Annotated in this window: 11 protein-coding genes; 3 read left to right on the top strand and 8 right to left on the bottom strand. The window is 70.6% G+C overall.

Translation table 11 applies throughout. The annotated features are described in order from the left end of the window. Nucleotides 1-3: 3 nt before the first annotated feature. From OHS18_RS33855 to OHS18_RS33845, 3 genes are all read left to right on the top strand, one after another. Entirely contained in the window at nt 4-1,320 is a 1,317-nt protein-coding gene (locus OHS18_RS33855) for a glutamate-1-semialdehyde 2,1-aminomutase (protein ID WP_328445685.1), read from the top strand. Nucleotides 1,321-1,494: 174 nt separating this feature from the next. Next, a complete protein-coding gene (locus OHS18_RS33850; RefSeq protein ID WP_328613573.1) occupies nt 1,495-2,976 on the top strand; it encodes a right-handed parallel beta-helix repeat-containing protein in 1,482 nt (493 codons plus the stop codon). 167 nt (nt 2,977-3,143) lie between these two features. Beyond that, the gene (locus OHS18_RS33845) at nt 3,144-3,767 is read left to right on the top strand and encodes an HAD family hydrolase (RefSeq protein WP_328613572.1); all 624 of its coding nucleotides are present in this window, start codon (nt 3,144-3,146) and stop codon (nt 3,765-3,767) included. Here OHS18_RS33845 and OHS18_RS33840 read toward each other — a convergent pair. From OHS18_RS33840 to asnB, 8 genes are all read right to left on the bottom strand, one after another. Then, a complete protein-coding gene (locus OHS18_RS33840) occupies nt 3,754-4,368 on the bottom strand; it encodes a maleylpyruvate isomerase family mycothiol-dependent enzyme (protein ID WP_328613571.1) in 615 nt (204 codons plus the stop codon). The genes OHS18_RS33845 and OHS18_RS33840 overlap by 14 nt on opposite strands. A gap of 157 nt (nt 4,369-4,525) precedes the next feature. After that, entirely contained in the window at nt 4,526-5,173 is a 648-nt protein-coding gene (locus OHS18_RS33835; RefSeq protein ID WP_328445693.1) for a phosphatase PAP2 family protein, read from the bottom strand. Beyond that, nucleotides 5,170-6,345: a glycosyltransferase gene (locus OHS18_RS33830; protein ID WP_328445695.1), complete on the bottom strand. Its 1,176-nt coding sequence runs from the start codon at nt 6,343-6,345 to the stop codon at nt 5,170-5,172. Before OHS18_RS33830 ends, OHS18_RS33835 begins: the two co-directional genes overlap by 4 nt. After that, entirely contained in the window at nt 6,342-7,613 is a 1,272-nt protein-coding gene (locus tag OHS18_RS33825; protein WP_328445697.1) for an O-antigen ligase domain-containing protein, read from the bottom strand. The genes OHS18_RS33830 and OHS18_RS33825 overlap by 4 nt, the downstream gene beginning before the upstream one ends. A 1-nt stretch (nt 7,614) precedes the next feature. Next, entirely contained in the window at nt 7,615-9,138 is a 1,524-nt protein-coding gene (locus OHS18_RS33820; RefSeq protein WP_328445699.1) for a right-handed parallel beta-helix repeat-containing protein, read from the bottom strand. A gap of 9 nt (nt 9,139-9,147) precedes the next feature. Beyond that, on the bottom strand, nt 9,148-11,088 hold the full coding sequence (locus OHS18_RS33815; protein WP_328613570.1) for a heparinase II/III family protein: 1,941 nt from the start codon (nt 11,086-11,088) through the stop codon (nt 9,148-9,150). Next, nucleotides 11,085-13,268 (bottom strand): bi-domain-containing oxidoreductase, encoded by a 2,184-nt coding sequence (locus OHS18_RS33810; protein WP_328613569.1) that lies wholly within the window; start codon nt 13,266-13,268, stop codon nt 11,085-11,087. Before OHS18_RS33810 ends, OHS18_RS33815 begins: the two co-directional genes overlap by 4 nt. Next, nucleotides 13,265-15,175 (bottom strand): asparagine synthase (glutamine-hydrolyzing), encoded by a 1,911-nt coding sequence (asnB, locus tag OHS18_RS33805; protein WP_328445705.1) that lies wholly within the window; start codon nt 15,173-15,175, stop codon nt 13,265-13,267. Before asnB ends, OHS18_RS33810 begins: the two co-directional genes overlap by 4 nt. Between the last annotated feature and the right edge of the window lie 8 nt (nt 15,176-15,183).

Genomic DNA, 15,183 nt, shown 5'->3' with positions numbered 1-15,183 from the left:
CCCATGGGAACGAACTTGCCCCGCTCCACGACGGCGAACGAGCGGCTGCACCGGGTCATTCCGGGTGGTGCGCACACTTACGCCAAGGGCTCGGACCAGTATCCCTTCGAGATGGCCCCGGTCATCTCCCACGGCCGCGGCGGCCACGTCTGGGACGTCGACGGCAACGAGTACATCGAGTACGGCTCCGGGCTGAGAGCGGTCAGCCTGGGCCACGCCCACCCCCGCGTCCTCGACGCCGTCCGCGGCGAACTGGACAAGGGCAGCAACTTCATCCGCCCGTCGATCATCGAGGCCGAGGCCGCCGAACGGTTCCTCGAAAACGTGCCGACGGCCGACATGGTGAAGTTCACCAAGAACGGCTCCGACGCCACCACTGCGGCGGTCCGGCTGGCCCGCGCGGCCACCGGGCGCAAGCTCGTCGCGAAGTGCGCCGACCACGCGTTCTTCTCGACCGACGACTGGTTCATCGGCACCACGCCGATGAACGCGGGCATCCCGGACGAGACGACCGAGCAGACGGTGTCCTTCCCGTACGGCGACCTGCAGGCCGCGGAGGAGCTGCTGCAGCGCCACGACGGCGAGATCGCGTGCCTGATCCTGGAGCCGGCCGCGGCGGCCGAACCGCCGCCGGGGTACCTGCAGGGCCTGCGGGAGCTCGCCACCCGCCACGGCGTGGTGCTGATCTTCGACGAGATGATCACCGGCTTCCGCTGGTCCGCCCACGGCGCGCAGGGCCTCTACGGCGTCACCCCGGACCTCTCGACGTTCGGCAAGGCGCTCGGCAACGGTTTCGCCGTCTCCGCCCTCGCCGGCAAGCGGGACCTGATGGAGATCGGCGGCCTGCGCACCGACCGGGAGCGGGTGTTCCTGCTCTCGACCACCCACGGCGCCGAAACCCATTCCCTCGCCGCCGCGATGGCGGTGATGGACGTCTACCGGGACGAGGACGTCATCGGCCGCATGCACGCCCTCGGCGACCGGCTCGCCGCCGGCGTCCGCGACGTCGCGGCCGGGATCGGCGTCGAGGACCACGTGGTCGTCCGCGGCCGGGCCAGCAACATGGTCTTCGGCACGCTCGACGAAGAAGGCAAGCCGTCGCAGCCGTACCGGACGCTGTTCCTGCGCGAGCTGATCTCCGGCGGGGTGCTCGGCCCGTCCTTCGTGGTCAGCGCCGCGCTCACCGAGGCGGACATCGACAAGACGATCGACGTGGTCGCCCAGGCCTGCACGGTCTACCGCAAGGCTCTCGACGCCAACGACCCCACGCCGTGGATGGGCGGCCGCCCGGTGCAGCCGGTCTTCCGCAAGCGCGCCTGACTCCGCAAGGAACCGCGACCCGCCCGGTGCCCGGTCCCGACCGGCCACCGGGCGGTGCCGTCTCCACGGAAACACGCCGGCTCGCCGCCCCGGGGAGCCGGATTCACTCCGTGGGTCCGATGAGGACACTGCAGGGTGACTGTTTTCCCGCCCGATCGTGCGTAGCGTCCTGCCATGGGCAGATCTCGTGCGTTTCTCGTCGGTGCTTGCTCGCTCTTGATCGCCGTGGCTTGCCCGGCGATCGCGGAGGGCGCCGACGGGCCCGGGCCGGTGTGCGACCACCAGCCCGCGGTGTACGAGGAAGCGCCCTCCGGGGCGGTCTCCGTCGATCCGGGCGTCGACGGGGACCTCTCGGCCAAAACGGCGGCGAACCCGCCCGGCACGACCTTCTGGCTCCGGCCCGGCACCCACACCCTCGGCACCGACGAGTTCGGCCAGGTCGCGCCCAAGGACGGTGACGTCTACCTCGGCGCCCCGGGAGCGGTCGTCGACGGCCGCGGCGTCAACCGCGCGGCGTTCACCCAGCAGGCCCGCGACGTCGAGATCCGGGGACTGACGATCCGCGGCTTCGCCGCGCTGCAGGACCAGGGCGTGGTCAACCACGACTCCGGCAACGGCTGGCTCATCGAGAACGCCACCATCGAAGACAACGCCGGCGCCGCACTGATGGCCGGCGCGGGCCAGGTCGTGCGGCACAGCTGCCTGCGGAACAACGGCCAGTACGGGCTCAACGCGTACCAGGCCGGCGACCGCATCACCGGCCTCGTGCTGGAGGGCAACGAGATCACCGGCAACAACACGGGCGACTGGGAGGCCAAGGTCCCGGGCTGCGGCTGCAGCGGCGGCGCCAAGTTCTGGGCCGTGAACGGCGCCGACGTCCGCGGCAACTGGGTCCACGGCAACCACGGCGCCGGCCTGTGGGCCGACACGAACAACAACGACTTCCTCGTCGAGGACAACCTGTTCGAGGGCAACGACGCCGAGGCGCTGTTCTACGAGACGAGCTACAACCTCGTGCTGCGCGGCAACACCTTCCGCGGCAACAGCCTGGTCCAGGGCCGCGCGTTCGCGGCGCGCGGCGACAACTTCCCGGCGGCGACGGTGTACCTGTCGGAGTCGGGCGGCGAATCCCGGGTGCCGGCGCGGACGTCGGCCGTCGACATCAGCGGGAACACGTTCGTCGACAACTGGTCCGGCATCACGCTGTGGGAGAACGCCGACCGCTTCTGCACCAGTCCGGCGAACACCTCTTCGGGCTATTGCACGAAGGTCGCCTCCTCGTCCTCGTGCGGCGCGGGCACGATCGCGAAACCACCGGCGTACGACAACTGCCGCTGGAAGACCCAGCACGTGGAGATCCACGGGAACACCTTCCGGTTCGAACCCGGACAGCTCGGCTGCACGAGCCTCTGCGGGCGGATGGCACTGCTGGCGAACTACGGGACGTTCCCGGAATGGTCGCCCTACAAGGGAACCGCGGTCCAGGAGGCCATCACCTTCCAGCAGGACAACCGCTGGCACGACAACTCCTACACGGGGCCGTGGACCTTCGTCGTGCATGACACCTCCAGGACGGTCGATCCTGCGGGCTGGCGGGCGGGCCCGTACTCGCAGGACGTGTGTTCTTCGTTCGACGGTGGGTCCGCCGGCTGCTGATCTGGATCCTGGCGACGGGGTCCGACAGTTTTCGGCGCCGCTCCTGAAATCGGCCGCGATTTCCGTTGCGACACAAGGGAAAAGTCGCGAACGGAAGTTTCCGGACACCGCGCGGTTCACCCGTTTCAGGGATGGCTTTCGCACGGGTGTTCGGTACCGTCGGAGACATGGCCACCTCGAGCCCCGTTCCCGAACCCCTCCGCCGCGATGCGATCGACATCGTCGCGTTCGACGCGATGGGCGTCCTCTACTCGTGCGCCGACGATGTCGGTGAGCTGCTCGTCCCTTTCCTGCGCGGCAAGGGATGTGTGCTCGACAGGCGTGACATCACCCAGCTGTACCTGGAATGCAGCCTCGGCAAGATGTCCTCCGCGGACTTCTGGGCGGCGGCCGGCGTGCCCGGCGTGCCGGACGACGAATACTGCCGCGGCCACCGCCTCACCGAGGGCGTCGTCGCGGTGCTCGCCGAACTCGACACGACGGGCGTGCGGCTCGCCTGTCTCAGCGACGACGTCAGCGAGTGGTCCAAGCTGCTGCGCGAGCGGTTCGGACTCGCCGAATACCTCACCGACTGGTTCGTCAGCGGAGACACCGGCGTGCGCAAACCCGATCCCGAAGCGTTCACCGGCCTGTGCCGGCAGCTCGACGTGGTGCCGGATCGCATCCTCCTGATCGACGACCGGGAGGAGAACGTCGCCGCCGCGCGGGCCGCGGGCCTGCAGGCCCTGCAGTACGGAACCGCGCGGCTGTCCACGATGGACCGGCTTCGAAGAGAGCTCAGACCGTGGTGAACCGCGAGCTCGGCGCACCACGCAGCCGCCCGGAGGGCAGCCGCCGATTGCAGAGCACCAGCAGAAGATCCTGCGCGGCGCCCGTGAGCGGCGTGCCGGTGCCGTACGACCAGTCGAGGTCGTCGGCGCGCAGGGAGACGTCCGTCAGATCGGTGCCGAAGTACTTCACCTGTTTCGGCTTGAGCCCTTCGAGAATCACTTCGAGACGCTCCAGGGGCACGCTCCTGTCGAGCTTCAAGGCGGTCGTGATGTCCAGGCCGTGGATCACGTCGTGGCTCAGAGCCCCCTCCGCGCCCCCGCCCGGCGGCCGCCAGGGGTGTTCGGCGTTGTCGCGCAGCGAAGCGACGAGCGCCTCGGGCGACAGCTCGGCCGCGTCGCGGCGAGCCAACCGGTCGGCCATGTGGTTGAAGCGGCCGGCGGACTTCAGCATTTCGCGGGCGAACCGGCCGGTCGACAGGCGGAACGGCATCGTCATGTGGGCGACCACCTCCGGCACGCGCCAGCCCGCGCACAACGTCGGCGTCGCCCATCCGGCCGGCGGCAGGCCGTCGAGCACGGCCGCCAGATCACGGCGTTCCGCGGCGATCAGGTCCTGGATCATCGGGGTCTCCTTCACGAGTCGGTCACCCCACCGACGAACAGGACCGGCCGGGACCGACACGTTCACCGGGCCGGTCGCGCGGGCCCGGACGCATCGGGAGATCGGCGACCGTCCGGACACGCGACGCGCGTGCGTCCCGCCGTTGGCCAGACGTTCGTCAGAGACGATCGGCGACGCGGTCCACCAGCCAGGCCGTCGCGGGGACCACCGCCAGCGCGGCACAGAAGCCGCCGATCGCGTCCGTCGGGTAGTGCGCGCCCAGCGCCACCTCGGCCCAGCCCATCGCGATGCCGGCGACCACGGCCAGCAGGAGCACGAGTGTCATCCCCGCCGCGCGGGCCAAGTGCAGTCGGTCGGCCAGCAGAAGGCCGATGACCAGCGCGAGCACGGTCGCGAGGGCCGTGTGGCCACTCGGGTAGGACAGGAACTCGCCGTGGATCCGGCGGCCGACGATCGGCTTCAGCACCGTCGTGATCGCGACCGTGGCCAGCACCCCGGTGACGGTCAGCACCGCCACCCGGACCCGGTGGGCCAGGAAGCAGACCAGGGCGACCAGTGCGACCAGGATCGTCGACCCGACCGGTTCACCACCGAAGTCGAAGATCAGCGCGAAGTACCGCCATGGCGGCCGGACGCCGTCGAGCGACGGCAGCACGGCTGCGTCGATCCCGGCCAGGCCGGAGTCGTGGAAGTGGAGGATGCCGAGCGCGACGAGCACCGCCGTCGCCAGCGCACCCGACATCGCCAGCGGGGCGCGCAACGCGACCGGCAGAGCTTCGGGCGCCGTCCGGACGAGCTCCCTCACCCGTGCGCCTCGATCGCCGCCTGGTACCCGGAGATCAGCCGGTCGAGACCGACCGCCGGGGTGAAGTCCTTCTCGTACCGGACACGGGCGGCGTCCCCCATCTCCAGGTTCCGGTCGCCGGTCACCTCGCGCAGCCGGGCCGCGAGCGAGGCCGCGTCGTTCGGCTGGTGCAGCAGCCCCGTCACGCCGTCCTCGACGAGCTCGGGGAACGCGCCGTGGGCCGCGGCGACCGTCGGTACGCCGGCCGCCATCGCCTCGACGACGACCAGACCGAACGCCTCCAGCCACGTCGACGGCGCCACCACGGCGACGGCGTCGGCGGTCAGGGCACGGCACTCCGCTTTGTTCTGCAGGCCGACGTATGAGACGTCCGGCCGGCCGGACGCCCAGACCGCGACCTCGTCCTGCATCGGGCCGGTGCCGGCGATGACCAGCGGCACACCCAGGGCGCCGCCGAGCTGGTCCCAAGCCCGCATCAGCAGGCCGACACCCTTCTCCTCGGTGACGCGGCCGAGGAACAGCACGTGCTTCCCGTCGCCGGTGCGGCGGACGCCGGGGTCGGTGACGAAGTTGTGCTTCACCGCCATCCGCTCGCCGGGCATCCCGGCCGACACCAGGAGGTCCCGTTGCGCCGCCGAAATGCAGAAGAACCGGGAAACGCCCGTCCACCACCGGCGGCGGTTGGCGACCATGCTGGCCGCCATCGGCACCGTCGCGGCGCTGGAGCCGCGGTAGCAGCCGTGCTTCACCGCGGGCAGCGGTGAGCCGCCGACGCACTCGGTGCAGATGTGGCCGTCGCGGTGCAGGGTGCCCGGCGGGCAGACCATCGTGTAGTTGTGCAGCGTCGCGACCGCGGGCACACCCGCGTCCGCGCAGGCGGCGACCACCGACGGCGACAGCAGCGGGAACGTGTTGTGGATGTGCACGACGTCCGGGCGCGACGCTCGCAGCCGGGCCGCGAGTTCCTTCCGGACCGCCGGGTTCCACGGGATCATCAGCGGGACGGTCGCCTTGCGGGGCAACGGCATCTGTGCGATGTCGTCGCTGCGGCGCTCGAACAACGACACCTTGTGCCCACCTTCGGCGAGCAGGGACACCTCGGCATCGACGACGTTGTTCTCCCCGCTCGGCTGCTCGGACCGGTACCGGTTGTGGACCACGAGCACCTTCACGCGGCTGCACCTCGCACGCTTGCCCCCTTCGCCGGGATGAATGCTTCTTCGTCGGACTGCGGCACCCCGCGGACCAGCAGCGACGCGGCCAGGGCCAGGTGGAGCAGGTACGGCGACGCGTCGCCGAGGCCGGCCTCGGTGTAGGAGGCCGAAATGCAGTAGGTGATCAGGAAGATCGCGCACGCGCGAGCCAGGGACGGCGGCCGCAGCACCGCCACCACGACCAACGTGAGGAGGAACCCCGCGACCAGCGCGATCCCGACGAACCCCTGCTCGTGGTAGATCGCCAGCCAGCTGTTGTCGATCGGGAGGCCGTCGTAGGACTTGTCCGTCAGGCCGACGCCGAAGATGTATTCCGACGTCGACCGCGGGGCCTCCAGCAGCGCGTCCCACACCTTCGCGCGGCCGGTCAGGCTGGAGAAGTTGTCCGCGCTCTGCCCACGGAGGAACCAGGCCTGCAGCGCACCGGCCAGCACGATGCCGCCGACGCCGCCGACGCCGGCCGTCCAGGCGAACACCTTGCGGGCGCGGGCGCTGGTCAGCGCCATCGACAGGAAAGCCACCAGGAGCCCGGCGATCAGGCCGAGCGTCGCCGTGCGGGTGTGTGTGAGCAGCAGCAACGCCAGCGCCGGCACCACGATGATCAGCGCGCTGCGCCACGTCGTGCGGCGGCCGAACCAGAGGAGGAGCGTCAGCCCGGAGATGACCGCGGCGTACTGGCCGATCTGCGGCGGCGTGAGCGGCCAGATCGCGCCGGACAGCCGGCCGCCGTACTCCTCGGGCATCGCGTTGCCCGGCGAGACGACCAGGCCCACCGCGACCGACGCGAGCACGATCCCGTACGTCCGGATATGGGACCGGACGAACCCGAACCCGCCGTCCCACCAGCGGGTGAGCAACCAGAGCGTGGAGAGGAAGACCGTGAGCCGGAAGCACCGGAACAGCGCGCCCGCGCCTTCCTTCAGGTCGGCGCTGGCCAGGATGCTGGACAGCAGCAGCAACGTCAGCAGCAGCAGGTACGCGCTCGGCCTGATCCGCAGGTGCTTGTTCAGGGCCAGGGCGATCACGAAGGCCGTCATCAGCGAGCCCATCGTGACCAGCTGGCTGACCGACCGCGGCAGCGGGATGACCGTCTTCGCGCCGGTCGAGCCGAGGGTGTTGATGATCAGCAGCGCCCACGCCAGCGCCGCCCACTTCGGCGTCGAGGACGCCGGCTCGACCGTGGCTTCGCCTCGGATCCTCGCCGCCACTCCGGTGTGCGTCGCCATCTCAGCCCCCGCCCTGTGCCGTGAACGTGCTTCCGGAGTCCTGCGAGTACGGCGAGCCCTGCCATTCGCCGATCTCGATGACCCGGTCGGTGGTGTACGGGATGAACGTCCACGGCCCGGCGTAGCTGTTGTCGTGCCAGCGGTTGTCCTGCTTGAACGTGATCGCCTCTTGGACGACGTCGTTCTTGTAGGGCGACCAGTCCGGGTAGGTGCCGAAGTTCGACAGCAAGGCCATCCGGCCGCACGAGGCCTGGCAGCCGACCACGGCCGGGTCCAGGACGAACTTGTTGTCGTGGATGTCGACGTGCTGGGTCTTCCAGCGGCAGTCGCTCAGCAGCGGCGCGGTGGTGATCGCCGGGGCCGCGCACGTCTTCACGTTCGGCACCAGGCGGGTGCAGTCGCCGGACGACGTGTTGGCCGGGCTGTTGCAGTACCGGTCGGCGTTCTCCCACAACGTGATCCCGGACCAGTTGTTCTCCAGGAAGTTGCGGGAGATCTCGATCTTCGCGGTCCGTGCCTTGATCCGCGGCTCGCCGCCGGACTCGGAGATGTAGATCGCCGGCGTCGGGAAGTTGTCGCCCTTGTCGGCGTACCGGCGGCCGTCGACCCAGTTGTTCTTCCGGATCGTGTTGTCGCGGATGATCGCGTTGTAGCTGATCTCGTAGATGATCGCGGCGCTGTCGTTGTTCTCGATGAGGTTGCCCTCGATGAGGAAGTCGTTGTTGTTGGTGTCGGCCCACAGCCCGGTGCCGTGGTTGTCGTGCACCCAGTTGCCGCGGACGTCGGCGCCGTTGACGTCCCAGAACTTGACGCCGCCGGTGCAGCCGCAGCCGTCGATCTTCGCTTCCCAGTCGCCCGTGTTGTTGCCGGAGATCTCGTTGCCCTCGACGACCAGCGCGGTGATCGGGGTGCTGCCGGAGAAGGCGTTGATCCCGTACTGGCCGTTGCGGCGCAGGCAGTTGCCGCGCACCTGCTGGCGCGCGCCCGCCATCAGGCCCGCGCCGTCGTTGTCCTGGATCGTCGAGTGCTCGATCAGCCAGCCGTCGCCCGAGTCGTGGTTGACGACGCCTTCGTCGCGCGGTGCGGCGAAGCCCTGCACGGTCAGGTAGGTGAGCTTGACGTTGTTCCCGTGCCCGGTGAACGCGTACTGGTTGATCTTCCGGCCGTCGAGGACCGCGCCGGGCGCGCCGATGTAGACGTCGCCGTCCTTCGGGGAGACCTGGTCGTACTTGTCGTCGCCGAGGATGTGCTTGCCCGCCTTGAGCCAGAACGTCGTGCCCGGGCCGGCCGAGCGCGTCTTCACGGCGAGGTCGTTGGGGACGGCCGGGTCGACGATCACCGCACCGGCCGGCGCCGCCGTCGGGCCGGCCGGTTCCTTGTCGCACACGGCCGCGACCGACCCGCTGGGGGCCGAGGTCGCCTGGGCCGGCCCGCCGGTGTCGGGACTGCTGGAGCACGCCGCGAGCGTGAGCAGCACGCCGAGCAGCGGAGCGGCACGGCGGAGTCGGGAGCGGCGGGCTGTCACGGGCGGGTCCTAACTGAAACGGAGCAGGGTGATCAGGTGTCCGGGAGTGCCGGAGCCGACCAGGGTGGTCGAGGGTTCCTTGCGGCCGAAGCCCGCCGAGTACCAGCCGAGCGGCGGGTCGAGCTCACCCCGGTGGGCCGTCCACGACAGCTCGGGCGGCAGTTCCAGCTCCGCGGTGTGGACCGGGGCCAGCGTTCGGCCGTCACCCTCCCAGCGCAGGTGGGCGACGTTCCCGTCGAGCGTGGCCGTGACGGCCGGGCCCAGGTGGAACGCCAGCCGCGCCGCCGGGCCGGTGTCGCCGAGCACCTCGTCGACGATCTTCAGGACGGCGCCGTCGAGTTCCACCGTGCGGCGGTGCACCGCCGGTGCGTAGCCGTCGTGGGCCGCCGACCAGCGGGACGGGCCGTGGTCGGGGGTGTGCACCCCGAGCACCTTGGTCACCGCGTGCCGAGTCCAGAGGAACGGGCCGCCCGACACCGACTGGTCCTGGCCGCCCAGTTCGAGGGTGTTGTGGCCGAGCGTGGAGCGGAAGTACGACCGCCACTGCGGTTCGCCGTGGTAGCAGAAGGTGCCCGGGTCGGCGAGGATGTCGATGCCGTCGTGGCGCACCTCCACCGACAACGCGTCGGCGTGGGCGTGCGCGGCGATCGACAGGAAGCCGTGCGGCCCGCCGTCGCAGCGAGCCCAGACCTTGCCCGACCGCAGGATCGTCATGCCCGCGTCCCGCAGGTGAGCGGGGCGACGACCGGGGCGGGCGCCCGTGGCTCGCGGAGTCCGCTGGGCGAGCGCGGCCAGCAGGGGCGTGCGGACGTCGTCACCCGGCACCGGCCACCAGTCGAGGCGGCCGAACAAGACCTCGCCGGTCGCCAGCAGCGACGCCCAGCGGTTGGTCTCGGATCCGTCGACGATCAGGCCGAAGCCGTCGTCGGCGTCGCCCTGCCGCGGCGGGCGGAACCGGTTGTCCACAATGGACGCCAAGGCGTCGGTCATCCGGAGCAGGACGTCCCAGGTGGAGTCCGGCACCGGGGTGCCGGCCGCGTCGGCTTCCAGGGCCGCCGCCAGGCCCAGCTCCAGCACCAAGCCGTGGTATTCGGACGCGAGCTCGGCGTTGAGCCCGGAATCGAAGGTGTTGCGCCCCAGCTGGACGTCCAGCGAGCGGGTCGCCTCGGCCCGCCAGCGCGGCGACTCCGGGAACCAGCCGAACGCGCACGCCGCGGCCAGCAGCCCGGCGTCCTCGGCGATGACGTGGTTGTTCGCCGACGAGCCGTGGCTGCGCAGGGTCGCGAGCCAGTTCTGGTGGTGCCACAGCTGCAGGTGGAAGTCCGGATTGTCCTCGAACAACGCCGTGACGCCCGCCCAGCCATCGAGCAGGCGGCGCACCCAGACCCACGACAGCAGCCGGATGCCCAGCTCGATGCCGCTCACCCAATGCGGCCCCCGCAACGGCGGATTGGCCGACCACCAGGACCGCAGGTGTGCGGCGACGCGCTCGGCGTAGGCCTCGGTGCCGGTCAGGGCGTACGCCGCGGCCAGCACGGTGAGGTGCTGGTGGCGCGACGGCTCCCAGATCTGCTTGATGTCGCCGACCTCGTCCTCCGACCGGTACGGCACGTCGAAGGCGTAGACGTCCAGCGGCGCGCGGCGGCCGGTCTTCGGGTCCAGGGCCCAGTCCGGCGACACCATGTCGTCGCGCAGGACGCCGAAGTACTCGGCGCGGCCGGCCATCAGGTGGTCGGCCGTGGCCAGCAGCCGCGTGACGGCCTCACCGGAGACCTTGCCGAGGACGCCGTCCGGCAGCTGGGCGGTGAACCGTGGATGTGACGGCCACGCGGGCGGCTCGGGCAGCGCGGACCGCCACTGCCGCTGGACGACGGCGTGCCGAGCGCGGCCGACGACCTCAGCCGGCCCCATCCGGGACAGCCGGCGGAGGTACCAGCCGGGACCCATCATGCCGGGGCACCCGCCTTCCGCGGCAGCTCGATCCGGACCGGCGCCGAGTTCGCGACGCTGGTCTGCGCGGCGAGCGTGGCCAGCGTGGTGGCGGCCAGCGAGGCGATCGAGATCGGCATCGGGCCACCCGTGCGGACGGCCTCGAGGAACGCGTCGACCTCGGCGGCCTGGCCCTTGTCGCGGCCCTTCGGGATCCGCGAGCTCGCCCACTTCTTGCGGGAGAACACCGACGCGCGGACGAAGTCGTCGAACTTCAGGACCTTGCCGTCGGCGGTGACGTCGAGCGTCTCCTTCGGGAAGCCGGACGAGCCGCTTTCGGCGTAGGTGATGACCGCGGTGGAACCGTCCCCGTAGCCGAGGGTGACCTGCAGGTCCGTGCCACCGGTCGCGTAAACCGACGTCGGGTCGGCGTCGAGCAGCCAGCTCACGGTGTCGATGAAGTGCCCGCCTTCACCGGCGAAGCGCGAGCCCTCGGTGGCGGTCTGGTTGTACCAGCTGCCGTGGTCGAGGCGGCCGGCGTTGACCAGGTAGCGGACCGTCGCCGGGCCGACGCGGGGGCCGAACTGGCCGCGGGCCTCGTGCAGCAGCGGTGCGAACCGGCGGTTGAAGCCGACCTGCAGCCGGTCGTTGCCGGACTCCTCGATCGCGTCGAGGACCTTCTGCAGCTCGGTTTCCGAGAGCGCCAAGGGCTTTTCGACGAACACCGTCTTGCCGGCGAGCAGTGCCTGGCGGGTCAGCTCGGCGTGCGAGCTGTGGCGGGTGACGACGAAGACGGCGTCGATCGAGTCGTCACCGAGCACGTTGTCGATGTCGGTGGACGCCTCGGCGAAGCCGAACTTGCGCCGCGCGTTGGCACCGGACAGCGCCGACGTCGTCGCGACGTGCGTGAGCTGGACGTCTTCGCGCTCGGCGAGGTGCGGCAGCAGCATCGACGACGCGTAGTTGCCGGCCCCGATGAAACCGAGGCGCACCGGCTGCCCGGCGGGCTTCGGCGCCGCCTTGTGCTCGATCAGCCCGACGCGCGCGGACGTCACGACCGGCTCGGTCTTGGCGACCGCGTCCGGGTAGCGGAACAGCACCGCGACGGCCTTCAGCTCACCGTCGTTGAGCGACTTGTACGTCTCGACGGCCTCGGAGAAGTCCGAGACGTGCGTGATCAGCGGCTCGACGTCGAGGCGATCGCGGTCGATCAGGTCGATGACGCACTCGAGGTTGCGGCGCTCGGTCCAGCGGACCTGGCCGATCGGGTAGTCCCGGCCTTCGAGCTCGTAGGACGGGTCGTAGCGGCCAGGGCCGTACGAGCGGGAGAACCGGACGTCCAGTTCCTTCTCGTAGTAGGCGTTCCACGGAAGGTCGAGCTTGCACTTGCCGATGTCGATCACGCGGCCGCGGTCGCGCGACAGCTTCGCGGCCAGCTCCACCGGGTCGTTCGTGTTGCCGCCCGCGGCGAGGTACGTCTGGTCGACGCCCGCGCCGTGCGTCAGCTCGTCGACGGCGGTGTCCACCACGCCGGAACCCGGGTGGCTGCACACCAGCGCGCCGAGGCTCTCGGCGAGCTTGCAGCGCTCCGGGTCGGGGTCGACACCGAAGACGCGCACGCCGGACGACACCAGCAGTTGCACCACCAGCTGGCCGATCAGGCCGAGGCCGATGACCAGGGCGACGTCGCCGATCTGCGGTTCGCCGCGGCGGACGCCCTGCATCGCGATCGAGCCGACCGTGCCGAACGCCGCGTGCCGCGGGTCGACCCCGGCCGGGACGCGCGAGTAGAGGTTCTTCGGCACCCAGTTCAGCTCGGCGTGCAGCGCGTGCTCGTTGCCCGCGCAGGCCACCAGGTCGCCGACGGCGACGTCGGTGATGCCGTCGCCGACCTGCTCGACGATGCCGCACAACGAGTAACCGAGGGGCGTGTATGAGTCCAGTTTGGACGTCACCTTGCGGTACGTCGCCGAGAGACCGTTGGTCGCCACGCTCTGGACGACCTTCGCGACCTGGTCCGGCCGGGCTCTCGCCTTGCCCACCAGGGACAGGCTCGCCTCCGACACCTTCATCATCTCGGTGCCGGTCGAGATCAGGGAGTACACCGTGCGGACGAGCACGCCGCCGGCCTTGCAGGCGGGCTCGGGCACTTCCAGCAGTGCCAGTTCACCGCTCTTGTAGTTCTGGACGACCTGCTTCACTTCGCTCCCGCTCCCGACATCGCGTTCCGGTACCAGTACTCAAGGGTCAAGATGTGCCAGAGGTGCTTGCTGCGGTCCTGCTGACCGGCGGCGTCTTCGGCGACCATGCGCTGCAGTGCTTCGCGCTGCAGGAAGCCGGACTCGACGAGCACGCCCTCGTTGACGACTTCACGCACCAGCGGCGCCAGGTCGCGGCTCATCCAGGCCCGCAGCGGCGCGCTGAACAGGCCCTTGGGCCGGTGCACGATCTCGCTGGGCAGGATGTTGAGCGCCGCGTTCTTGAGCGCCACCTTGCCGGCGCGGCCGACGATCTTCTTGTTGCCCGGGACCTTGAACGCCGCGCGCACGACCTCGACGTCGACGAACGGCGTCCGCACCTCGGTGGACGCCGCCATCGTCGAGCGGTCGGTGTAGGTCAAGTTCAGGCCGGGGAGGAACAACCGCGAGTCGGCCAGGCACATGCGGTTGACGAAGTCGTCGAGCGCCTGGTCGTTGTAGGTGTCCGCGTGCTCAGTGAGGACGTCGTCGACCGTCGGCGCGAGATCCGGGTTGAGCAGCGAGAGCAGCTCGGCCTGGTCGTACATCGTGTAGCTGCGCCGGAACGCCGTCTCCTCGGGCAGGCCCGCGAACGACAGGAACCGCTTCGCGAACCGCACCGATCGGTAGCCACGCTTGGCCGAGGCCACCGGGAGACGGTCCACCAAGGACTCCACCGGACGCCGGACCGCGCCCGGAACCTTGTGGTACCGCAACGCGATCAGGTTCGCGAGGTGCTTGCGGTAGCCGGCGAACAGCTCGTCGGCGCCCATGCCGGACAGCATCACCTTGACGCCGGCGTCGCGCGCGGCCGAGCAGATCAGGAACGAGTTGATCGCCGCCGGGTCCCCGATCGGCTCGTCGAGGTGATAGGTCATCTTCGGCAGCAGGTCGAGCACCTGCGGCGCGATCTCGATCTCGTGCAGGTCGACACCGAACTGCTGCGCCACGATCCGGGCGTACTTGAGGTCGTCCGGCATGGCCTCGAACTTGGCGTCCTCGGCGCGGAACCCGATGGTGTAGGCCGAGATCCCCGGCTGCGACCGCGCGGCCAGCGCCGTCAGGTAGCTGGAGTCGAGGCCGCCGGAGAGGAACGTCGCGACCGGGACGTCGGAGATCAGGTGCTTGGCCGTCGACTCGGAGATCACCTCGTGCAGGTCGACCTCGCCCTCGAAGGCCGCACCCTCCTCGGCGACCTCCCGCAGCGACCAGTAGCGGCCGCGGTCGATCCGGCCGTCCGGGCGGCAGCGCAGCCACGTGCCCGGCTGCAGCTTCTCCGCGCCCTGGTAGGCGCAGCGGCTGTCCGGCACCCAGTAGTAGAGCAGCGACGCGACCAGCGCGGCGTTGTCGATCTCCAGCGACCCGCCCAGCTCGCCGGCCAGCGCCTTCAGCTCCGATGCGAAGGCGACGCCGCCGCCCCGGTGCACGAAGAACAGCGGCTTGATGCCCAGCTGGTCGCGGGCCAGGAACAGCTCGCCGGTGCCCTCTTCGAACATCGCGAAGGCGAACATCCCGCGCAGCTTCGGCAGGCAGTCGGTGCCCCAGCGCCGCCACGCCTGCAGCAGCACCTCGGTGTCGGACGTGCCGCGGAAGCGCACGCCGGCGGCCACCAGCTCGGCCCGCAGCTCGGGCGCGTTGTACAGCTCGCCGTTGTAGCTCAGCGCAAGGCCGTCGAGGACCATCGGCTGGGCGCCGGTCTCGGTCAGGTCGACGATCGAGAGCCGCCGGTGTCCCAAGTGGACTTCACCGGAGCCGACGGCGTGGTCGTAGCGACCGGAGCCGTCCGGCCCCCGGTGGGCCAGCGTCTTCGTCAGCCGGTCGGTCAGCGGTCCGCCGTCCGGCCAGAGGTAAGTGCCTGCGATGCCGCACATCTCGAGTG

The organism is Amycolatopsis sp. NBC_00355 (assembly GCF_036104975.1).
GTDB lineage: Bacteria > Actinomycetota > Actinomycetes > Mycobacteriales > Pseudonocardiaceae > Amycolatopsis.
The sequence above is the reverse complement of the archived record's forward strand: the minus strand, read 5'-3'. Positions and strand labels throughout refer to the sequence as shown.